Genomic DNA, 21,565 nt, shown 5'->3' with positions numbered 1-21,565 from the left:
GCCTTAAATCACTTGGGGAACGGTGCCGGGGCTGTAGGTGCGGAACAGCTCCTCGTAGTTGGCGTGCGTGGCGTCGTCGGCCATGGATGAGTCGCGGATGACGGCGTACCAGGGCTTGGCCTTCGCCATCTCCTCGATGGTGTCGGAGCCGACGTTCGCATCGAAGCAGGCCGCCAATTTGTCGCCGTCAACGAAAAAGACCTTCTTGCCGGCGAGCACGCGCTCCTCGATCTTCGCGGAGTACGGGATGCCGAGCTTGGGCAGCACCTCGAAGAGCAGATCCAATTCAGAGCGCCCCTCCTTCACGTTGTCAGCGAAGTCGAAGAGGCTCTCCTGTGAGGTCTCGCCAGGCGTGAGGTAGAAGTCCTTGAAGTTCGAGGAGTCGATGCGCAGCACGCGGAAGCCCAGGTCGGGATAAGGCTTTGGCTCGGCGCCGAGCTCGAGCTGCTTATTGGATTCATCGATTTCATTGGCGATTTTCTCGCCCGCACGGCGGATGCGCTCCTCGCCAAGATCGCAAATCGACTTGAAGCCGAATTGCCGTGCTTCCGCTCCCTCATCGAGGAGTTCCGGAATTTGCACAAGAATCCACTTGGCAGCTACTTCCTCGTTGGAATAAAAATCCAAAGCAGCATGCGCAGTGGCAGCCGATCCCGAGAAGAAGTCGAGAACAATCTCGCCTTCTTTTACTCCTCCAAGCTCCATGCAGCGCTGAATCAAGGCAGGCGGCTTGGGCGTATCGAAAACGTTTGAAATGCCGAATAGGTCTTTCATGCCTGCCTTTGTTTGCCGCATAGCTGGCAAATCGTTCCAGATCGTCATCCAAGGTTTCGTTGGGTTGTCGGCAGCATATTCACGAGTATACGGAACCCATTTGCCGTCTCTCTGCTTCCAAATCAAATCTCCGCGAGCATCGATTTCTTTGAGGCTGCTGGGCCCAGCGGCCCAGCGGCCTTCGCGCCCGTCCTCCCGAATAGGCCAAACCTCCGAGCCGTCCGGTGCCGTAAGCGCGTAATACATGGTTGGCCTGTCGGCGCGAAGGCTGTTTTTTCCGTTCTTGCGGAGAAGCCTGTCGCGCCAATATCTGCCGTTTTCGTCCGGCCCATTGTAGGCATCAACGAGCTCAGGTGCCCTACGCTGACGCAAGGTAACCGTTGCCGCATTTTTGCAATAGGCAAAAATGTATTCGTGATCAGGCGTGATAACGACGTGGTTGTCGTTGGGACTATCCACTTTTCTCCAGATAAAGCGTGTAAGAAAATTTGCACGCCCAAATACCTCGTCACAGATTTTCTCAAGGTTATTAGCTTCGTTCTCGTCAATGCTGATGAAGATGGTGCCGTCGGCAGCGAGCAGATCGCGCGCGAGCGTGAGACGCGGATAAATCATCGAGCACCAGTCCGAGTGAAACCGGCCGTTGCCCTCGGTGTTGGCGACCAGGCGGCCGCCCTCCTCGTCATAGTCGCCGCTCTCGGCGTTGTACTCGCCGCGCGTCTTGGCAAAGTCATCGTCGTAGACGAAATCATGGCCCGTGTTGTAAGGCGGGTCGATGTATATGAGCTTCACCTTGCCGGCGTAGGTCTCTTTCAGGATCTTTAACGCGTCTAGGTTGTCACCCTCGATGTAGAGGTTCTCGGTGGTGTCCCAATCCTTGGACTTGCCGGGCTCGGGAATCATCGTCTTGTAGATAGGGCGGCGCGCCTCGGCCTTGGCCTCGCGCTTGCCGGGCCAAGTGAACTGGTAACGCTCGCGCTGGCCTTCGGCCACATCACCCAAAAGATCGCGCAGCGCGTCGAAGTCAACGGCGCGTGCAAGCTCGCCGTCGGTGTTCTCTACCTCGGTCACCACCTGCGGGAACAGCTCGGCAATCTTCTCGATGTTTTCAACGGCACCGTCGGGCGTGCCTAGCTCGATCTTTTCCATCTATCTGCCTTCCTCTATGGCGGCAATCTGCCGTTTGAGTTCCTGTACCTGGTCGAATAGCGCGTTTTTTCGCGCCAGCTGCCGCTCCTTGCGACCGCGGGCTTCGGTCTTGGCAAGCTCCTCGCGAAGCGCCTTGAGCCTGGCGTCCGCCGCGAAGCGCTCGTCCACGGTAGCGGTCTCGCTGCCCGTATCGCCATACGCAACCTGCGAGGCGATCGAGTCCCAGACCCCGTCCATGCTCGTCGCTTTCAGTGTGAGGGAAGCATCATCGACGCTCTGCCATTCTCCCACAGCGATTCCCTTGAGCATCACCGCGAGGCGAACCTCGTCGTCGAAGGTGCACGCGAACAGCAACTTATGGGGGTTCGCCTGAGCCACAAGCGCCAGCACCTCTTCAGGGACGCGGCGAGCCTTAAGCGCCACTTCCACCACGAGCACCTCGTGCACGCGCTCGCCGTCGGGAATACCGGTCGTGGAGGTCTTTATCGAGTTTGCGACTGTGAAGCGCTCGACGTCGTCGATGAAGGACTGGCGCAGCGCGGCGCTCACCTTCAGGCGGCCGTAGAAGGCCTCCTTGGGTATGCGGCGGCCCACCTCGGTCGTGCTCGGAAGCCCTAGCATCTGGGCCTCACCACCAGGAAGCACACGAGCTCGAAGTCGTCGAGCCCCTCGATGTCGTTCTCCAAGAAGCCCGTCGTGCCGCCGGCGAAGAAGCTGTCGACGTCGGACTCCTCCTTGGAGTCCACGATCGACGCCACTGCGTCGCGCAAGAGCCCAGCCTCACGGCGCATGTCGCGGCCGTTCTTGGTCTCGCGGTTGTAGGCGCGGCACAGGGCCATGTCGGGCTCGGACTTGCCGCGGCACAAAAGGCGCATGTCGTCGAGCACCGCCTTGGGCTCCAGGTGCCCGCGGATCACGGACCCGTCGGACCCCATGCGAACCACGTAGAACGGGTGCAGGTGGTTCGCGCCGTCGCGGTCGATCCCGCTGTTGACGTTGCGCAGCACGAAGACGACGCCGGGCTCGTCGCCCTCCACCACGGCGTTGATGCCGCTCGGGAGCCGGTCGACGTCGGGGTTGTCGCGGTAGTAGCCAACCAGGTCCATGCGGAACTCGTTGAGGCCCAGGTCGGTGATGGACACGCCGCCCGAGACGTCCTCAAGGTCCACGACCTCGTCGCGCATCTGCTCGAGCTGCTGGCGGCGGTACTCCAGGTCCCCCGTCTCGTCGGCGTTGATGTAGTCGTCGTCGCCGGTGGACGTCATCACGGTGATGCGCATGCGCTCCTCGACGCGCGCCTTGAGCTTGATGTACTCGTCGAGCTCCACGTCGGGCCAGTAGTTCACCAGCTGGATGCGGGCGTTCTTCGAGCCGATGCGGTCCACGCGGCCGAAGCGCTGCACGATGCGCACGGGGTTCCAGTGGATGTCGTAGTTCACCAGGTAGTCGCAGTCCTGGAGGTTCTGGCCCTCCGATATGCAGTCGGTGGCGATGACGATGTCCACGTCGCAGCCGGAAAGCTGCGGCGCCACCACGTCGCGCTCCTTCGACGCGGGCGAGAAGCAGGCGAGCACCTCCTGCATATGCGGGGGCACGGCCTTTATCGTGCAGGCGCAGCCGTCACCGGTCACCTTCGCGCACTCGAGGCCGAGCTCGCGCTTCGCGAAGGCGGACACGTTCTCGTAGAGGTAGTCCGCCGTGTCGGAGAACGCGGTGAACACGAGCACCTTGCGGTTGCCCGGGTTGATGGGGCCTTGCGACTTCCCTCGGATCTGCTCGCACAGCTCGATGAGCTTGGCGTCGTGGGCGGGGTCGATGTCGCGCACCATCGAGATCAGGACCTCGATGACGGCGACGTCCGCCTCGATGTCGCGCTCCCAGCTCATCCAGTCCATGTCCTCGACGAGGATCTTCGTGGCGCCGCCCACCTCGAAGCCGCTCTCGTCGTCGGGGTCGAAGTCGAACCCGCCCGGCAGGTCGCCGTCGGCCACGCTGGCACCCGAGGCGAGGCCCCTGCGGTAGTCGTCTATGGTCTCGAGGGCGGCGTTCATGGCGGCGAGCACGCGCTCGAGCGTCAGGCGGAACGAGCACACCGAGCTCTCCAGGCGCTTGAGCAGGTTCGTCGTCATGAGTCGGCGCACGCCCGTCTCGCGCCCTCCGAGCGTGAGGTTGCCGCCGCCGCCCATCTTCGCGTACTTCTCCATCTTGCTGGGGTGCACGTACGAGCTCGGCATGTACACGGCGAGCACGAGGGAGTCAAGCTCCTCGTATATCTCGCGGTAGTTGATCGCGTTCGCCAGCGTCGAGAGCTTGGGGCGCTTCGATATCGGCGGCAGGCGCTTCGGGAAGGGCCCGATGGCGCTCATGTCGTAGTAGCGCTGGATGTGCTTGCGGCTGCGTGCCACGGTCACCTGGTCGAGCACCTCGAAGAAGTCGTAGTCGAGCATGTCGGTGAGGGTGTGGGTCGTCCGCTGCTCGGCGGGCAGCTTCGACCAGCGTGCGTAGACGGTCTGCGCGTTGCGGAAAACCGTCTCGATGTCGTTCTCCAGGCGCAGCTTCTCAGACCAGCCGGTGGGGTCGCCCCAGTACGCCAGGGCGAGCTGGTTGCGCAGGTCGCGGAAGCGGTTGTTCACGGGCGTGGCGGAGAGCATGAGCACCTTGGTCTTCACGCCCTGCTTGATGACCTTCTCCATGAGCAGCTGGTAGCGGTTCATCCTGTCTTCCGACGCCGAGTCGCCGCCGTTGCGGAAGTTGTGGCTCTCGTCGATGACGACGAGCCCGTACGCGCCCCAGTTCAGGCGGTCGAGCGGCAGGCCCGTCTCCGACGTGCCGCGCGTGCGCGAAAGGTCGGTGTGGTAGAGCACGTCGTATTGCAGGCGGTCGCCCGCGATGGGGTTGTTCACGACGTTCGAGTTGTAGGTGATCCAGTTGTCGCGCAGCTTCTTGGGGCACAGCACGAGCACGTCCTTGTTTCGGCTCTCGTAGTACTTGATCACGGCGAGCGCGGTGAACGTCTTGCCCAAGCCCACGGAATCGGCCAAGATGCAGCCGTTGTAGGTCTCGAGCTTGTTGATGATGGCGAGCGCCGCGTCCTTCTGGAAGTCGTAGAGCTTGTTCCAGATGAGGCTGTCGCGGAAGCCCAGCCCCTCGTTGGGCAGCACATCCTCGGAGACGTCGTCCAAGAACTCGCTGAATATGCGGTAGAGCGCCATGTAGTAGATGAGCTCGGGCGCGTTCTCCTGGTACATGGCCGTGATGCCGTCGATGACGGCGTCGGTGACGTCGTGGAGTTCGCCCGAGCCCCAGGCGTCGTCGAACTGCTTGAGCAGGGCGCGCGACTGGGAGGCGTCCAAGCGCATGGTCACGTCGGGGACGTCCGTGGTATTGTCGCAGCCTAGCTTGCGCGTGGTGAAGCCGTCGAAGGGCATGTAGGCCACGTTGTCGTCCGTCTTGTCGATGTCCATGAAACCGCTCATGCGCCCCTCGCCCTCGAAGGAGCGGAAGCGCGCCTTGCGGCGGATCCAGTCGGCGCACTCGGTCGCGACGGCCTTCTGCGTGAGCTCGTTGCGCAGCTTGATCTCGAAGTCGGTGCCGCAAAGGCCCTGCTCGCGGGAAAGGCGCGGGATGTAGAACTCGCGCTTCTCGCGCGCTGGGCGCTGCTTGGTGAACGTCTGCGACGTGAAGACGAAGCGCAGCTCTTCGATGCCTTCAAGCTGCTCGGCGAGTTCCTGATAGGCGTACATGGAGAACACCGACGCGGCTATCGCCACGCGATTACCGTCGGCTATGTTGGCGACAAGGTCGTCCTTGACGATGCGCGCCCTGTTGTCGAAGAAGTCGGGTTGCATGGGTTCTACGCCCCCTTCTTCGCGAGCTCTTCGATCATGCAGGTGCGCACGAAGGCGGAGAAGCTCATGCCCCGCAGGGCCGCCTCCTCCTTCGCGGCATCGCGCAAGGTGTCGGGGATGCGCAGGGTCACGGACACCTGATCGCCGTCTACCAGGAAGCTCCTGATCTCGGTCTCGTCGGGATTGCTCTTGATGAGCTCCTTATAGCTGTCAGGCATCTGCGCTCCCATCGCTCGAAATGCAATACAAATGCGTTTGCAGCATTATAGCGTGGCAGCGTGGAGTGGTGCTGTGAATACAAGGAGGGCCGACGTTGCAGCTTTATGCAGGGTGAGCAGGGAGTTAGGAACTGGGATCTGGGGTGCAAATTCTGGGAAGTTTGGATCTGAAATAACAAACGGGAGCAATTAGCCGGGGGCTATTGTTTCGTCTTGTTGCTCCGCTGTCAAGCAGGTGCGTATTGTAGAGCCGGACGCTAAGGGCAGGGTCGGGATGGAGGCCTATTTCAGCAGACTTCCTGCCCTCGCCCTACATCTCACCCTCTACAGCCTCAACAAGAAACGCGGTGGCGCCGGTTCCGCAGGGGTCATCGTAATAAGACACAAACCGCGGGTCGGGAAGGTATCCCTTAACAAGCCCCAGGTAAGCATCGTCTTCGGGCTCACTTCCCCAGTGGAGGCCCACCCAGTGGCGATGCATCCCTACCAGCTTTTCCGCCTCGGGGCCGCGTGGGTCGCCCTCTGCCATAGCAATCGAGAGCTGGCCCAGAATTGCTCGCTCAAGCTCCTTCATGTCATTCCACACTGCCGGGTCCATATCCAAGATCCGCTCGTTGGCAGCATCGATCACGTCATCCCCGTAAAGCCCGCGGGCTTCCTCGCCATAGCGCTCTTCGTTCTCGTGCACCGCGCGCCACCGCTCCAGCTGCGGCAACACCGCACCCATAAGCGACACCGCCTCGTCAAGCGTCATGCCCGTATTCTCTGCCAAGCGCGGGGCGCAATCCTCAATCATGGCCTCCATTGTGGTCTCGTACGTGTATTCTCCCTGCTCATAGCACCACTTGCAGTAATGGTCGGTCTTCTTGCCGCTTGCATCGGTGCCGCAATCGTCAGGGGTAAGGTACATACCGCAGCTCTCGCAATAATGCTCAGGCATCTCCAACAGGTGCGAGAGCGGCTCGCCGGTAACGGCAGCGATGAGCTTCATCATGTCGATTCCGGGCGTAACCTCGCCGCGCTCCCAGCGGCTTACGGCCTGGCGCGTTACAAAGAGCTTTGCCGCAAGCTGCTGCTGCGTAAGGTTATGCGCTCGACGTACGGCAATAAGGTTCTCGGCAAAGGCCATAGCGGCTCCCCTTCCAGCGAGTTTCTTGATAGTGCAAGCTTAAGCGGCGCAGGCAGCCAATCCAAGCAACCGTTTGTTGCGCGGGGTAAGTTGGCCTATAACTGGGCCAAACCTCTCGGCCCCATCGCGCCGCTTTGATACGATGGGACAAGCTCGAAAGGATCCATCATGCGCGTTATCGACCTTACCCATACCATCACCCAGGGCATGCCGGTCTATCCGGGCTCGGACACGCCTCGGCTTGCACTTGCCGGCACGTACGAGAAGGACGGCTTCAAAGAGACGCTACTGCGGATGTCCTCCCATACCGGCACGCACATGGATTCGCCCTCGCATCTGTTCCCCAACAGGACAACGCTCGACGAATTTCCCGCAAGCCAGTTTATCGGCAAAGCCCTTGTTATCGATTGCTGTGACCTGCCGGAAGGTGGCGCCATCACCATGGAGCAGCTGCGCCCTTACGGTGACAAAGTCGCCCAGGCAGACTTTCTCCTCTTTAATCTGGGCTGGGACGAATACTGGGGCACGGACGCCTACTTTGGCGACTACCCCTGCATAGACGACGAGGTGCTCGATCTGATCATCGCTGGCGGCTACAAGGGCATCGGCTTTGACGTCATCGGCTTGGATCCCATTGCCGATACGAACCTAACGCGCCACAAGAAGCTCTTCTCTTCCTGCGACATCGTGAATATCGAGAATCTCAAGAATCTGGATTGTTGCGGCGACGATCTTTTTTGGTTTAGTTGCTGCCCCCTGAGGATCGAGGACTCCGACGGCTCTCCTATCCGTGCCATCGCCTGGTTCGAGTAGGCGGCTCGTCATACATCGCAGACATTGACGCGCCACCACGGCACACGCCGTTTGTTCTACCATCTTTTATACGAACAAGCTAGAACGTGCAGCGCAACAGGGGAGACCAGATGGCTTCGAGCGTTATTTCTCGTGATGAACTCTTAGAAGAGGCATATCGCATCGCCGATGCGCAGGGCCTCTCGGCGCTTTCCATCCGCTCGCTGGCGCAGGTGTGCCATGTGAGCGTGGGCACCATCTACAACCACTTTGCCTCAAAGGACAAACTCACCACAGCAACTATCGAGCTGTTCTTCCGCCGTTTCGTCTTTGACGGCTTTTGCCGCCTCGACGTGCACAAGGGTTTTGTCGACTATTGCGAGGACCTTTACGCATCGCTCGTCATGGTGCTCGACCGCTTTAGGCGTTGCTGGCTTAAGGGCGCCGAGGTGCTTCCCGCCGCCGAGAAAAATGCCGCCCACCTGCGTGAACAGCAGATCTTGAACCATGCGTTGCGCGGTCTGGTAGAGGTTTACAAAAACGACGCCGCTATTCGCACAGACCTACCTGTGGGCTTTGACGCCAAGCGAGTATGCCGCTTTACCTTTGATAACATGCTCAACGCGCTGCATGCGGGCGAGGGCAACTGTCCTATTCTTTTCGGTCTTCTTCGAAGGACGCTCTACAACGCGTAAGACATGAACAAGGTACCTTTGATGTTCAGGTGCGGTGATTCCACAATATGATTCGCAGCTGGGGCAACAAGTGCTCCCGGCGCGATATCGACTTTGGAGGAATCACATACCTATGAATTCGTTGATTATGCCTGCGTCGACGGCGATCACGCTCGCTCTTATCTTTTATACCATTGGCGTTTTTGGCGAGCGCCGCGCCGGTACGCTTAAGAAGAGCCACCTCGCGCTGTTCTGGTTGGGCCTGATCTGCGACACAACGGGCACCACCATCATGACCACCATCGCCCGCACCTCGACTGCGGCTGTCTCCCCGCTGCATGCCATCACCGGCCTGCTGGCCATCATCTTCATGCTCTTCCATGCCCTGTGGGCAACGTTTGTCACCGTGCGCGGCAGCGAGCAGAGTCGTCGGGGCTTCCACAAGCTGAGCATCTGCGTGTGGCTTATCTGGCTTATCCCGTACTGCGCGGGCTTGTTCATCGGCATCCCCGTGTTCCATTTTGGCGACGCCGCGGTGCTGGCATTTTCCGTGTGCATTCCGGCGCTCATCGGCATCGTGCTGTTCACCCAGAAGCGCAAACACGCCTGCTGCTAATTCGATACTCCTCTTTCCATTGCGCCAAGGTCGGGACGGGTTCCTTTGGGTGCCCACCCCGACCTATTTTGTTGCGCGTGCGACCGAGAGGATGGCACCCACGGCGGCTCCGCAAAGGGCAGGGAGCAGCCAGCCAAAGCCCAGGCTCGCAAGTGGCAGGGTGTCGAAGGGCAGCCACGTACCGGCAAAGAACGCATCGCGCAGAGCCGTGGCAACGCTTGCGATCGTTGTGGCACCAATGGCCCAGGGCCAGGTGAGGGGCAGACGGTCGCAGGCGCGGTGTGCCATTCCCATGATCACGAAGACGATGGAGACGGGGTAGAGCGCGCTCAACAGCGGGACCGAGAACATCAGGATGGCGTCGAGGCCAACGTTTGAGACCACGCAGGAAAAAACGGCAAAGGCCGCCGCCCAGCCTGCATAGGGGATGCGGCCCAGCATGTGCGCCTGCGCACCGGGGGCTGCTGCGCCAAAGGTTTCGGCAAAGTAGGTGCCGCAGCAGCTAATGAGGCCAATGCAGACGTTCAGGCAGGCGAGTAAGTAGATGGCGGCGATGATTAGCGTTCCCGCAATGCCAAAGTGCAGCGTTGCCGAGGCAGTAAGCAGCGCCGCACCGTTGGTGGCGTTCGGCATGACCGAGCCAAAGCTGGCACCCACCTGCGCCAGACCGCAGTAGACAAGTGCCATAAGGATGCCAGCGACGATTCCCGCACGCGAGATCTCGCGCATGAGACCGTGCGAATCGCTCACACCGAGCCCCTTGATATTCTCGGCGATAACAAGGCCAAAGGTGAGAGAAGCGAGCAAGTCCATGGTTTGGTATCCCGTAAGGAATCCCTGGATGGGGGCGGCGCTATTGTAGGGCGCCTGGGGCGCTTGCGCCACGCCGGCGGGCGAGACGAGCGATGAGCCTACGACCATAACCAGCAAGATGATGAGCGCAGGCCCCGTGATACGTCCGAGAAGCTTGGTGAGGGCTCCGGGGTGCATGGCAAGGGCGTATGCCACGGCAAAGAACACGATGGAGAAGACCAGGCGGATGGTGCCGATGGGTGCGCCCTGCGGGAAGAGCGGGATGAGCATCTCAAAGGCGGTTGAACTGGTGCGTGGAATGGCGAGACAGGGGCCGATGGCCAGGTAGATGGCTGCGACGAAGATGCTCGAGAACAGCGGATGGACGCGGTCGGCTAGCTCGCGTGCCGTGCCTACGAGCGCTACGGCCACAATGCCGAGTACCGGCAGGCCGATGCCGGCGACAAGGAAGCCGATCATTGCCGGGACGGTGGAGGTGCCCGCCTGGAGTGCGAGCATGGGCGGCAAGATGAGGTTGCCGGCTCCAAAGAACATCGAGAACAGCGTGATGCCCACCGCAATGGACTGCCGGGGTGAAAGGGATTGACTCGTTGCCGCTTTGTTCATGCTGCGGGCCTTTCAAAAGAGTGCGTTCGTGGATTGTATTGTCTCATATACGGCGCCGCCGGGGTGAGCTGCGTGCGCAGGCGGCTTATGACATGGAGATTGCTCGCAGGAAGCTTGAGCCCGAGCTTAAGAAGATTCGCCCTTGGAGCGCGGCCGCGGCTCTGTAGCTCCCGTCCACCGCGCCGGCGCAAATAACGGGCTAGTCGCTTACAATAAAACAAAGACTGCAAGAAATATCGCCGAGAATTGAGTGCATGCGATGGCCAGCGCATTTACCAAAGATGTGATTCGCTCCGTTACCCATTCGTGGGGGCGTTTTATCGCTATCGCTATCATCGCGGCACTGGGAACAGGCTTTTTTGCCGGCTTGCGCATGACCGGCCCCGACATGCGCCTGGCGGGGGACGAGTATTACGACGGCACCTACCTTTCCGACGCCCGCGTGGTGTCGACGGTGGGCCTTGACGATAACCAGATCGACCAGATTCGTGCGGTCAAGGGCGTGGCTGCCGTTATGCCCGCCTACGAGGCCGATGCTATCTCCGACGTTGACGGCATTCAGTGCACCTTGCGCTACCACTCGCTCGATGTGGATGCAGCTCGCGCCTGCGAGTACGACGGCGTGAGCACCACGTCGAAAGATGACGACTACCTTAACCGCCCAATTCTCACAAGCGGCACCTGGCCTAAAGCTGCAGATGAGTGCCTGCTCTCGGCCGACACGGTGTGGCAAAGCGACGTGAAGATCGGTGACAAGGTGCGCGTGATCGAGGGCACACAGGACCTGGGCGATACGTTTAGCGTGCGCGAGTTTACCATCGTGGGCTTTTGCGAATCGGGCTACTACACCTGCTCAACCAGCATGGGATCAACCTCGCTGGGCAGCGGCAAGCTGACGAGCTTTGCCTATGTTCCCGACAGTGCTTTTGCAGAAGACTACCCTTACACCGAGGCGTTTATCTCTGTGGAGGGGGCGCGCGATGAGCGCTGGTCGAGTGACGCGTATCAGCAAAAGGTCGATGCGGTAACCGCTCGTATCGATGCGATTTCCAACGACATCAAAACTTCGCGTTTGGATGATTTGCGCGCGGAGGCGCAGGCCGAGCTTGACGAGAAACGCGCAGAATACGAACGCAAGAAGGCAGATGCCGAGGCTCAGCTTACCAGCGGCCAGTCGGAACTCGATAGCGCGAAAGCTCAGCTCGATAGCGCTGCGGCAGACCTGGAATCGGCGCGCGCCCGCATAGCGCAAAGCGAGGCGCAGTTGCGCGACGGTAAGGCCCGGTACGAGGCAGGAACTGCGGAGCTCGAGGCCCAAAAGCGACAGGCGTATGCGGCCCTCGCACAAGCTCAAGCCCAGATAGACAACGCGCAGGCACAGTACGATGCAGCGATGGCCTCGCGCGCGCAGCTTGCCGAGCAGCTCGATACCGCGCAGACGTCCCTCGGCCAGGTGCAGGACGGCCTTACCCAGGTTGATGACGGCATAGCGCAGGCAACGGCAGGCGTCGATACGCTGACGGCGAGCATTAATCAGCTTCAGCAGCAGATTGATGCTCTGCCCGCGGACGATCCGGCGCGCGCTACGCTCGAGCAGCAAAAGGCCAGCTGTGAACAGCAGCTCGCTCAGGCTCAAGAGGAGCTTGCGGGTCTGCAACAGCAAAAACAAACCCTCGAGGGGCAAAAGACCCAGCTTGAGGGTGCAATTTTCCAGCTCAAAGGCGGCATCGCGCAGATTGATTCCCAAACCGCCGGCGTGGCCGAAGGCCTGAACGCCGCGCGATCAGAGCTTGCGGCTCAAAAGGCAGCTGCCGAGAACGGCTTTGCCACAGCCCAGCAGAGCCTCGACGCGGCGCTGTCACAATTGCAGTCGGGCGCGGGACAACTTGAGAGCGGAAAGGCTCAGCTCGCAGAAGGTCAGGCCCAGTACGACGAGGGCTTTGCCCAGTGGCAGGCGGGCAGCTCCGAGCTTGCGCAAAAGCGTGTCGATGCCCAAAGCCAGTTTGCCGACGCCGGGGCCCAGCTCGAAGAGGCCCAGGCCAAGGTGGACGAAATCGCCACCATGGACGCCGATGTCTACACCCTCGATTTAAAGAAGAACATGGGCGTTGAGAGCTACCGCTCCGATGCTGGGCGTATCGACCAGATCGCGCAGGTCTTCCCTCTACTGTTCTTCCTGGTTGCAGCACTTGTTTCGCTCACCACCATGACGCGCATGGTGGACGAGGACCGTATGCTCATTGGTACCTATAAAGCGCTGGGCTATTCCAACGCGCGCATTACGGGCAAGTATCTGGGCTATGCGGCCATCGCGAGCGGTGTGGGCTCGATTGTGGGTATCCTGGCGCTCTCTACGTTCCTGCCGTGGTTCATCATGGAAGCCTACGCCATCATTTACGCCGTTCCCTGTAGGCCCGTGCCTATCGATATGCCCATTGCCCTGTCCTCGGCAGGCCTCGGCATTGGCATCACCGTGCTGGCCACTTGGTTTGCCGTGGCGGCCACCCTGCGCGAGAAGCCCTCGACGCTCATGCTCCCGCGTGCGCCCAAGGCGGGCAAACGCATTTTGCTGGAGCGCATTCGCCCCGTTTGGAGTCGTCTGACCTTCTCGTGGAAGGTCACCGCGCGCAACCTCTTCCGCTATAAGCGACGCTTCTGTATGGCCATTATCGGCATCGCCGGCTGCACGGCTCTGTTGCTCACGGGCCTTGGCCTGGAGAATTCCATCAACGACATCATCGACAAACAGTTTGGCGAGCTGTACCACTACAACACGATCGTGCGCATGGATGAAGACGTCACCGCGGCGCAGAAAAAGACTGCGACCGAGCGCATCGATGAGGATTCCGCCGGCTCTTCCACCTGGCTTGCGGCCGAGAACATGGTGGTGCGCCAGGCGGGCGCTCGCGACAACGATTCCGACCAGATGGTCGAGCTTGACGTGCCGCAAAAGGTCAAGTCGTATTCCGAGTTCCATACGCTGCGCGACCGCGTCTCGGGCAAGACGATGGTGCTTGACAACACGGGTGCGCTCATCAGCGAGAAGCTTGCCACCGAGCTGGGCGTGCAAGCAGGTGACTCGGTTGATATCTACGCGCAGGATGCCATTGGCAACCCCACGGGCAAGGCATATCGAGTGCGCGTGGCAGGTGTGGTTGAGAACTACGTGGCGCACTACGTGATCATGACTCCGACGCTTTATGAAAAGACGTTTGGCGAGAAGGCCTCGTTTACCACGCTGTATGCGAGTGTGAAAGAAGATGAGGCCACGCGCGACAAGGTGAGCGACGATTTGCTGGCCACCGACGGCGTGAAGACCGTGAGCTATAACGACGAGACCATCAACAGCTACCGCAGCATGCTCAAGAGCGTGGACTCGGTTGTGGTGGTGCTGGTGGTTGCTGCGGCGACCCTTGCATTCGTGGTGCTCTACAACCTTACCAACATCAACATTGCCGAGCGCGTACGCGAAATCGCGACGCTTAAGGTCTTGGGCTTTACACAGCATGAAGTCAATGCCTATATCTATCGCGAGACGTTACTGCTGGCGCTTATCGGCTCGCTTGTGGGTCTTGTGCTGGGCATCTTTATGGAGGGCTACGTGATCGTGACCGCCGAGGTGGACCAGGTGATGTTCGGTCGCGACATTCATCTTCCGAGCTTTATTGTCGCGTTTGCCCTCACCATGGTGTTCTCGGTGATCGTGACGCTGTTCATGCGTTCCAAGCTCCGCCGCATCGACATGGTAGAGAGCCTCAAGAGCGTGGAGTAGCGGCCGAAATTGGCCGATCGTATGCGATAACGGCGTGGTCCTCGTTGTCCGTGCTCTATGGCACGCGCTACAATGCTAAGGTTGCATATTCGCACGTTACGCATACCAATACCAGTTAGGACACACATGGCATCCCTGTCTGACCAGATTTCCTCGCGTCGCACGTTTGCGATCATTTCGCACCCCGACGCCGGCAAGACGACCCTTACCGAAAAACTGCTGCTCTATACCGGCAGCATCCAGACGGCGGGTTCCGTTAAGGGCAAGTCGAGCTCTAAGCATGCCGTATCCGACTGGATGGACATCGAAAAAGAGCGCGGCATCTCCGTTACCTCCTCCGTGCTGCAGTTTTCCTACAACGGTTGCTGCGTGAACATCCTTGACACCCCTGGCCACCAGGACTTCTCCGAGGATACCTACCGTACGCTCATGGCCGCCGACGCTGCCGTCATGGTGATCGACGCCGCCAAGGGTGTTGAGGCTCAGACCATCAAGCTGTTCCGCGTTTGCACCCTGCGCCATATTCCCATCTTCACCTTTGTGAACAAGCTCGACCGCGAGGCTCGCGATCCCTTTGAGCTCATGGAGGAGATCGAGAATGTCTTGGGCATCAACACGTATCCCATGAACTGGCCGATTGGCTCTGGCCGCAACTTCCGTGGCGTCTTTGATCGACAGACGCGCCACGTGATCGCCTTTGAGGGCGATGGCCACGCCAACGCCACCAAGAAGGTCGCCGAAGTTGAGGCCGAGCTGGGCGATGCCAAGCTCGATGAGCTCATTGGCGAAGAGAACCATCGCAACCTGATGGACGATATCGAGCTGCTCGACGGTGCGGGCGATGAGCTGGATCTTGACGCCGTGTCCTGCGGCAAGCTTAGCCCTGCTTTCTTTGGCTCGGCGCTCACCAACTTTGGTGTGGAGCCCTTCCTACAAGAGTTCTTGCGCCTGGCGCCCACGCCGTTGCCCTACAAGGACACCCTTACGGGCGAGCCCGTGGACCCTGCGACCAACGACTTCTCTGGCTTCGTCTTTAAGATCCAGGCCAATATGGACAAGAACCACCGCGACCGCATTGCCTTTGTGCGCATCTGCTCGGGCAAGTTCGAGCGCGGCATGGACGCCTTCCACATGCAAGGCGGGCGCAAGCTCAAACTGGCTACGGGCACCGCGATGATGGCCGACGACCGCGCGATTGTCGACGAGGCCTATGCCGGCGACATCGTGGGATTGTTCGATCCGGGCATTTTCTCCATTGGCGATACGGTGTGCGCGGGCAAGCAGCGTGTGCAGTTTCCGCAGATCCCCACGTTCGCACCGGAGCATTTTGCGCGCATCACGCAGGTCGATACGCTCAAACGCAAGCAGTTCGTCAAGGGTATGGAGGAGCTTGCCCAGGAGGGCGCCATCCAGATCTTCCGCGAGCTGGGCGCCGGTATGGAGAGCGTGATTGTGGGCGTTGTGGGCGTGCTGCAGTTCGAGGTGCTCGAGCAGCGCCTGAAGTCCGAGTACCATGTCGAGGTACGCCGTCAGCCGCTTTTCTACACCGATATCCGCTGGATTATGAACGACCCCGACACCATCGATATTCCGGCACTTTCGCTCACGCGCGACACGCTGCGTGTCGAGGACATGCGCGGCGGCAAACTGCTGTTGTTTACGAGCCCGTGGAATGTGGATTGGGCAACCGACCACAACGAGGGCCTCGAGCTCTCCGAGTTCGGCAACATCTCGTTCTAACGAGCCTTTGACGCGGGAGTTTGAGGGGACACATCGAGCATGAACATCACCGTGTATTTGGGTGCCTGCGAGGGGTGCGATCCGCAGCTTAAAGATGCCGTGCGCGAGCTGGGCACCTGGATTGGCACCTCGGGAAATTCCCTGGTGTATGGCGGGTCCAAGACGGGCCTCATGGGCGAGCTTGCCTTGGCGGCGCTTGGAGCGGGTGCCGAGGTTACGGGCGTAGAACCGCAATTCTTTGTCGATTCTGTCTTGCAGCTGGAGGGCCTCACCCGCCTGATCGTCACGCCCGATATTGCCGAGCGCAAGGCAAAGATGATCGAGCTGGGCGATGCCTTTGTGGCGTTTCCCGGCGGTACGGGCACGCTTGAGGAAATCTCTCAGATCATGGGCATGATCGGTCTGGGGCAGCTCGACGCTCCGTGCGTTTTCTACAACCTTAACGGCTATTACAACCCCATAGCAGAGCAGCTCGACCGTATGCTGGCGTGCGATTTGACCTCACCCGAGCGTCTGCGGGGCATCTCGTTTGCTCGCAATCTGGACGAGCTTGTCGCTTGCCTGCAGGCGTAACGCGCGAGCAGGGTTGACTGTTGATTTAGACGCGATGGGCACATGCCCGTCGCGTTTTTTATGCTGTGGTGTTGCGACGCGTTGGCTGGGCGCACCAATCGATGGGGGCGGCGCCGTGCTGGGCGAGCAGCTCATTGGTGCGCGAGAAGGGGCGCGAGCCCATGAAGGCGGGAAGGTCGCCCGCGGCGCGCGTGGCAGAGAGCGGCGAAGGGTGCGTAGAGGCGAGGAAGAACTTGTTTGCGGTCGCATCTGTTGCCTCGCGGGCTGCCTCAACCATATCGATGGCGTGGCGGCCCCAGGTGAGGAATACGACCGGCTGCTCAAGTTGCAGACAGAGGCGTACAATCGCGTCGGTAAGCGTTTTCCATCCCAGCTTGGCATGGGAGTTTGCCGCGTGCTCGCGCACCGTGAGCGTGGTGTTGAGCAAAAGGACGCCTTGCTGTGCCCAAGAGGTCAGGTCGCCGCTGGCGGGCGCTGTGCACCCAAGGTCCGTGGCCATCTCCTTATAGATGTTGCGCAGGCTCGGGGGCAGCTTTTGTCCTTTGGGGACCGAGAACGAGAGGCCCATGGCCTGGCCGGGCCCGTGGTAGGGGTCTTGGCCCAAAATCACAGCGCGTACATTTGCGGGCGCGGTGAGTGCAAGCGCGTTGAGGATGTTGTCCTGTGCGGGGTAGATGACCTCGGTTTGGCGCATGGCGTCGACGTGTTCCAGGAGACGTTGCGTTTGGGATACTACGTCTTTGGGCAGCTGCTCGAACCATTCGTCAATATGCGTGCGCTCGGTCATGAGGCCCCCTTAGGCAGATGGAGGGTAAAAGCTACGACGATTTTGTCCCAGTTTGGATGGCGAGGTCAAGGAGCTTGGCGGTGCAAGAGCGTGATGTGCCACAATGGGGTTCAGGTTTTGTTGACGATAGAATGGAATGAGCATGCTACGTTGCCCCGTATGCGGACAAGAGCTTCAGGCGGACAATCGCGGTGCGGCGTGTCCTTTGGGGCACCGCTTTGACCGTGCGCGCGAGGGTTACCTCAATTTATTGCGCTCCAATAAAAGCGGCGACTCCATGGGCGACCCCAAGAGTCAGGCGCATAGCAGGCGCGATTTTCTAAACCAGGATTATTATGCCCCCTTGCGCGACGCGTTGGTGGACATCGTGCGCGAGCAAGTCTCTGCCCGCTCGGGTCGGGAGCCTTTGGCGCTGCTCGATATTTGCTGCGGCGAGGGCTACTATACTTCCGCCATGGGCTCGGTCGAAGGCGTTGACGCCTACGGTTTTGATCTGGGCAAAGAGATGGTGCGTTTGGCAGCCAAGCGCGGCGGCGCCACGTATTTTGTCGCCAACATGCGTGCCATTCCTGTTGCCGATGCATCGATTGACATGGCGACGCACTTGTTTGCCCCCTTTAACGAGCATGAATTTGCACGCGTGCTCAAGCCGGGTGCCTCGCTCTACACGGTCATTCCCGGCGCTCGCCACCTGTGGGGTCTCAAAGAGGTGCTCTACGACACTCCGTATTTGAATGACGAGAAGCTGCCGCAGACAACGGAACTCGAGCTGGCCTCGACCCACAAGGTCGCGGCGCAGATCACGCTTGCCACCCCGGCCGATATTGAGGCGGTATTTCAAATGACGCCGTATTACTACCGCACCCGCCGCGAAGACCGCGAGCGCCTGGCGAACCTCGAGCAGCTCCAAACGCCCATCGAGTTCCTCATCGCCCAATACCACCGTCCCATGTGACAAAAAGTCGACTGACAAAAAGTCGACAGGTTTATTTTGTCACATTCGACCGTTGGGAGGCGTAAATGAACCGTTCACAGGAAGAAGCACGCGCGGCGGGGCTGCAGCTTGTCCAAACGCCGGAAGGCTTGGCCCTCACCGACGGGGCCATGCAGCTTATTGCCGATTTTGCGCACATGATTCCCCGTCTTAAGCAAGGGGCCTTGCAGCGTGAGCTGCTGGTCCGTGCTGCGCGTGCCCGCGGCGTGGAACATCCGGTTGCCTTTGACGCGACGGCAGGATTTGGCGAGGATTCGCTGCTCTTGGCTGCGGCGGGCTATACCGTCGAGATGTTCGAGTGCAATCCGGCTATCAGTGCGCTGCTGGCCGATGCTCTGGAGCGCGCGGCGAGCGATCTGCGTTTGAGCGAGGCAGCCGCCCGCATGCACCTTCATGTGGGGGATAGCATTGCGGGTATGGCGGAGCTTGTGGCGGCGGGCACCGTTCCGTACGCGGTCTATTTGGACCCGATGTTTCCCGGGCGCACCAAGAGCGCTTCGGTTAAGAAAAAATTCCAGTTGCTGCATCACTTGGAGCAGCCCTGTGCGGATGAGGCCGCGCTTCTTGCCGCGGCGCGAGCAACGGGCGCGCGCAAAATCGTGATCAAGCGCCCCGTAAAGGGACCGCTTCTTGCAGATGCCAAACCGAGCGCTCAGTTCAAAGGCAAGGCCGTTCGCTACGACGTCCTCGCCTTTTAGAGGCGCCGGCGCTCGGCCGTGCCCGCGTTATCGCTGCGGATGAGACGTGAGATGCCAACCTCCGCACCAGGAGCATTTGTAGCAAGTAAGGCCGCCGCGTCCATGGGCGGCGCAGGCAGCAATGGCGTCTTGGGCTTCGAGCCGGCTGCTGTAGCGCGTCTTGCGCTCGCAGGACTTGTAGCGCAGGGCTTCTTCATGCTTGGCATGCATGCGGTCGCGGCGTTTGTCCTCGGCGGCAAAGAGACTGTCGGATATGCCCATGTTCTCGTTGCCAAGGTCTGCCAAAAAGGCCATCTTTTGCTTTTCACGCGCCGAACGCTTCTTGCTGCCCATCGTAAAATCCTTGCGTTGCCGGGGTTACTTGGGGTCATTATCGCGCATCTTTGAGTACGATAGGGAGCGTTTGCAGTTGTTTGGGAGCGTGGGCGCAACGCCGCATATCCCGTGGGGCACATTGGGAGAGCTATGGAGATCCGCAAAACCACCGAGGCCGATTTGCCGCAGGTCATGGCAACGTTCGATGCCGCACGGGCCTTTATGCGCGCTCACGGCAATAAAACGCAGTGGCCAAAGGGCAACCCCTCGGAAGACAAGGTGCGCGCTGATATCGCACGCGGCAACAGCTACGTATGCGTGGAAGATAATGCCGTGGTGGGAACGTTTGCCTTTATAGCCGGACCCGATGCCACCTATGCTCATATCGAAGACGGCGCATGGAACTTCGACGCACCGTATCATGTGATCCATCGCGTGGCCTCAAACGGCAAGACGCATGGTGTTGCCAAGGCCTGCTTTGAGTTTTGCCAGCAGCACGCCGATGCCCTGCGTATCGATACGCATGAAGATAATATCCCCATGCAAAATGCGATTCGCAAGTATGGCTTTGCGAGAGCGGGGGTTATTTACGTCTCCGACGGAACGCCGCGTATCGCATTTGATTGGCAAAAAGAGCACTAAGCCGCAGCGCTACATTCCGGGGAAGTCTGTCTGGCGTAGTGCCTCATAGAGGACGATGGCAGCGGAATTGGAGAGATTGAGCGCGCTGATGCGATAGCTTGTGGGATCGATAAAATTGCCGCAGATGTCCTGCTGCAAAATCGCCTCATGATCGGGTTCGCTGTGTCCAAGCGCTTGCTCGTGTGCCTCCCAGGCTTCGGCATTGGCAAGCGACGCTTCGTCGGGGAGCATGGGGATGCGCTCGCAGCGTTCGGGCGAACAAGCCAGCAGTTCCTCGGGAATGCCGTTGCTTTCGCTACCAAATACCAAGTAATCGCCGTCGCGGTAGCTGCTTTGGGCATACGTGCGGCGCGCCTTTTTGGTCAAGAGGTGCAGGCGCTCATCATCGCGAGCGAGCTCGTTTTGACGCAAGAAGTCCTCCCAGCTCTCATAGGTGCGCACGTCGAGGTTTTCCCAATAGCCAAGGCCCGCGCGGTGCACAGTCTTATGGTCGAGCGAGAATCCTAAGGGGCCAATTAAATGGAGGCGTGCTCCGGTGACAACGCAGGTTCGTCCGATGTTGCCGGTATTCGCCGGAATTTCCGGTTGGTACAAAACCACGTTGAACATGAGTCTCCTTTGCATGCGGGCCATATGAGCGAAAACCATCATACGGCTTTGGACGCAGCTTGCAAAAGGCGCTGCGCGCAAAGGGATCATCTCCCATGCGGTATGATTCTGCAGATAACTACCGGGCGGGTGCCAATGCCGTTATCTTCAATCTCAGCGCCTCGCATAAAGTGCGGGCAGAGGATGGAGACGACGTCGATGTCCTCAAAATGGCGGGCGAGCTTGCGGTCGTCTCGCAATGGGGATACAACCGCAGCCACTTTATCGCCGATGAAGATTATTGCAATCGCCAATAGGGTTGACGGCGTGCCTTGGCAGACTGTCGTTACGGGGGAGAACCGATGAAATACACCGTTATCGCTGTAGGTAAACTTAAAGAGCGTTTTTGGAAGGATGCTTGTGCCGAGTATCTCAAGCGTTTGGGCGGCTATGCCAAGGTCGAGGTGCGCGAGGTTGCCGATATCGACCCTGCGCGTGCCGGCGGCGTCGATGCTTCGTGCAATCGCGAGGGGGTGTCGATTCTCTCTTCGATTCCCGATCGCGCGCATGTGATCCTTCTCGCCATCGAGGGTAAGGAGCGCTCGAGCGAGGAGTTCTCCCAACGCCTCGATCAGCTTGCGTTGGGCGGCAACAGCGACATCGTCTTTATCATCGGTGGCTCCGACGGTGTGTCGGATGCCGTGCGAGCCCGCGCGAACGAGACGCTCTCCTTTGGCCGCATCACCATGCCGCATAACTTGGCGCGCGTGGTGCTGCTAGAGCAAGTCTACCGCGCCATCAAGATCAGTCGTGGCGAGCCGTACCACAAGTAGCTGG

The 21,565-nt window shown here is 60.0% G+C and carries 21 protein-coding genes; 12 read left to right on the top strand and 9 right to left on the bottom strand.

Annotated features, from left to right (window positions below; genetic code table 11):
• Nucleotides 1–3 precede the first annotated feature (3 nt).
• The 5 genes from BQ9843_RS00410 to BQ9843_RS08750 all read right to left on the bottom strand — a co-directional run bounded on the left by BQ9843_RS00410 (nucleotide 4) and on the right by BQ9843_RS08750 (nucleotide 7,118).
• Nucleotides 4–1,923 carry a site-specific DNA-methyltransferase gene (locus BQ9843_RS00410; RefSeq protein WP_075843445.1) on the bottom strand — a complete coding sequence of 640 codons (1,920 nt, stop codon included), beginning with the start codon at nucleotides 1,921–1,923 and terminating at the stop codon, nucleotides 4–6.
• On the bottom strand, nucleotides 1,924–2,544 hold the full coding sequence (locus BQ9843_RS00405; RefSeq protein WP_075843444.1) for a DUF4391 domain-containing protein: 621 nt from the start codon (nucleotides 2,542–2,544) through the stop codon (nucleotides 1,924–1,926).
• Complete coding sequence (locus tag BQ9843_RS00400) at nucleotides 2,538–5,771, bottom strand: helicase-related protein (protein ID WP_075843443.1); 3,234 nt, start codon at nucleotides 5,769–5,771, stop codon at nucleotides 2,538–2,540. The genes BQ9843_RS00405 and BQ9843_RS00400 overlap by 7 nt, the downstream gene beginning before the upstream one ends.
• Before the next feature lie 5 nt (nucleotides 5,772–5,776).
• On the bottom strand, nucleotides 5,777–5,989 hold the full coding sequence (locus BQ9843_RS00395) for a YlcI/YnfO family protein (RefSeq protein WP_227561562.1): 213 nt from the start codon (nucleotides 5,987–5,989) through the stop codon (nucleotides 5,777–5,779).
• Nucleotides 5,990–6,299: 310 nt separating this feature from the next.
• Nucleotides 6,300–7,118 carry a zinc ribbon domain-containing protein gene (locus BQ9843_RS08750; RefSeq protein WP_075843442.1) on the bottom strand — a complete coding sequence of 273 codons (819 nt, stop codon included), beginning with the start codon at nucleotides 7,116–7,118 and terminating at the stop codon, nucleotides 6,300–6,302.
• 168 nt (nucleotides 7,119–7,286) lie between these two features.
• Between BQ9843_RS08750 and BQ9843_RS00385 the strand changes: the two genes are divergently transcribed.
• The 3 genes from BQ9843_RS00385 (at nucleotide 7,287) to BQ9843_RS00375 (ending at nucleotide 9,200) form a co-directional block, all read left to right on the top strand.
• The gene (locus tag BQ9843_RS00385) at nucleotides 7,287–7,931 is read left to right on the top strand and encodes a cyclase family protein (protein WP_075843441.1); all 645 of its coding nucleotides are present in this window, start codon (nucleotides 7,287–7,289) and stop codon (nucleotides 7,929–7,931) included.
• An 86-nt stretch (nucleotides 7,932–8,017) separates the two neighbouring features.
• Nucleotides 8,018–8,605 (top strand): TetR/AcrR family transcriptional regulator, encoded by a 588-nt coding sequence (locus tag BQ9843_RS00380; RefSeq protein WP_143327592.1) that lies wholly within the window; start codon nucleotides 8,018–8,020, stop codon nucleotides 8,603–8,605.
• A 112-nt stretch (nucleotides 8,606–8,717) separates the two neighbouring features.
• Entirely contained in the window at nucleotides 8,718–9,200 is a 483-nt protein-coding gene (locus tag BQ9843_RS00375) for an HsmA family protein (RefSeq protein WP_075843439.1), read from the top strand.
• A gap of 63 nt (nucleotides 9,201–9,263) precedes the next feature.
• Here the strand turns inward: BQ9843_RS00375 and brnQ are convergent, their stop codons facing one another.
• Nucleotides 9,264–10,619: a branched-chain amino acid transport system II carrier protein gene (gene brnQ / locus BQ9843_RS00370; protein ID WP_075843438.1), complete on the bottom strand. Its 1,356-nt coding sequence runs from the start codon at nucleotides 10,617–10,619 to the stop codon at nucleotides 9,264–9,266.
• A 38-nt stretch (nucleotides 10,620–10,657) separates the two neighbouring features.
• Here brnQ and BQ9843_RS08910 point away from each other — a divergent pair, with 38 nt between their 5' ends.
• The 4 genes from BQ9843_RS08910 to BQ9843_RS00350 all read left to right on the top strand — a co-directional run bounded on the left by BQ9843_RS08910 (nucleotide 10,658) and on the right by BQ9843_RS00350 (nucleotide 16,704).
• A complete protein-coding gene (locus BQ9843_RS08910; RefSeq protein ID WP_268258791.1) occupies nucleotides 10,658–10,786 on the top strand; it encodes a hypothetical protein in 129 nt (42 codons plus the stop codon).
• Nucleotides 10,787–10,878: 92 nt separating this feature from the next.
• On the top strand, nucleotides 10,879–14,391 hold the full coding sequence (locus tag BQ9843_RS00360) for an FtsX-like permease family protein (protein ID WP_075843437.1): 3,513 nt from the start codon (nucleotides 10,879–10,881) through the stop codon (nucleotides 14,389–14,391).
• A 126-nt stretch (nucleotides 14,392–14,517) separates the two neighbouring features.
• The gene (locus BQ9843_RS00355; protein ID WP_075843436.1) at nucleotides 14,518–16,131 is read left to right on the top strand and encodes a peptide chain release factor 3; all 1,614 of its coding nucleotides are present in this window, start codon (nucleotides 14,518–14,520) and stop codon (nucleotides 16,129–16,131) included.
• A gap of 39 nt (nucleotides 16,132–16,170) precedes the next feature.
• Nucleotides 16,171–16,704 carry an LOG family protein gene (locus BQ9843_RS00350; RefSeq protein WP_075843435.1) on the top strand — a complete coding sequence of 178 codons (534 nt, stop codon included), beginning with the start codon at nucleotides 16,171–16,173 and terminating at the stop codon, nucleotides 16,702–16,704.
• A gap of 58 nt (nucleotides 16,705–16,762) precedes the next feature.
• On the opposite strand, the gene BQ9843_RS00345 is transcribed toward BQ9843_RS00350, so the two are convergent.
• Entirely contained in the window at nucleotides 16,763–17,491 is a 729-nt protein-coding gene (locus BQ9843_RS00345; RefSeq protein ID WP_075843434.1) for a uracil-DNA glycosylase, read from the bottom strand.
• Nucleotides 17,492–17,627: 136 nt separating this feature from the next.
• Between BQ9843_RS00345 and BQ9843_RS00340 the strand changes: the two genes are divergently transcribed.
• Together BQ9843_RS00340 and BQ9843_RS00335 are read left to right on the top strand one after the other, a co-directional pair.
• A complete protein-coding gene (locus tag BQ9843_RS00340) occupies nucleotides 17,628–18,446 on the top strand; it encodes a putative RNA methyltransferase (RefSeq protein WP_083647848.1) in 819 nt (272 codons plus the stop codon).
• Between the two features lie 65 nt (nucleotides 18,447–18,511).
• Nucleotides 18,512–19,183, top strand: coding sequence for a class I SAM-dependent methyltransferase (locus tag BQ9843_RS00335; protein ID WP_075843432.1), 672 nt, complete (start codon nucleotides 18,512–18,514; stop codon nucleotides 19,181–19,183).
• A gap of 27 nt (nucleotides 19,184–19,210) precedes the next feature.
• Here BQ9843_RS00335 and BQ9843_RS00330 read toward each other — a convergent pair whose 3' ends face one another.
• Nucleotides 19,211–19,516, bottom strand: a complete 306-nt coding sequence (locus BQ9843_RS00330; protein WP_075843431.1) for a hypothetical protein — start codon at nucleotides 19,514–19,516, stop codon at nucleotides 19,211–19,213.
• Nucleotides 19,517–19,648: 132 nt separating this feature from the next.
• Here BQ9843_RS00330 and BQ9843_RS00325 point away from each other — a divergent pair, with 132 nt between their 5' ends.
• Complete coding sequence (locus BQ9843_RS00325; RefSeq protein WP_075843430.1) at nucleotides 19,649–20,140, top strand: GNAT family N-acetyltransferase; 492 nt, start codon at nucleotides 19,649–19,651, stop codon at nucleotides 20,138–20,140.
• A gap of 9 nt (nucleotides 20,141–20,149) precedes the next feature.
• Here the strand turns inward: BQ9843_RS00325 and BQ9843_RS00320 are convergent, their stop codons facing one another.
• Complete coding sequence (locus tag BQ9843_RS00320) at nucleotides 20,150–20,749, bottom strand: tRNA (cytidine(34)-2'-O)-methyltransferase (protein ID WP_075843429.1); 600 nt, start codon at nucleotides 20,747–20,749, stop codon at nucleotides 20,150–20,152.
• Nucleotides 20,750–20,844: 95 nt separating this feature from the next.
• Here BQ9843_RS00320 and BQ9843_RS00315 point away from each other — a divergent pair, with 95 nt between their 5' ends.
• A complete protein-coding gene (locus BQ9843_RS00315; protein WP_075843428.1) occupies nucleotides 20,845–21,045 on the top strand; it encodes a hypothetical protein in 201 nt (66 codons plus the stop codon).
• A 45-nt stretch (nucleotides 21,046–21,090) separates the two neighbouring features.
• Entirely contained in the window at nucleotides 21,091–21,561 is a 471-nt protein-coding gene (gene rlmH, locus BQ9843_RS00310) for a 23S rRNA (pseudouridine(1915)-N(3))-methyltransferase RlmH (protein ID WP_075843427.1), read from the top strand.
• The last annotated feature ends 4 nt before the right edge of the window (nucleotides 21,562–21,565 follow it).

Origin of the sequence: Collinsella bouchesdurhonensis, assembly GCF_900155365.1 — a bacterium.
Lineage (GTDB): Bacteria > Actinomycetota > Coriobacteriia > Coriobacteriales > Coriobacteriaceae > Collinsella > Collinsella bouchesdurhonensis.
Note: the sequence above shows the minus strand (reverse complement) of the source record. Positions and strands in the feature narration are given on the sequence as shown.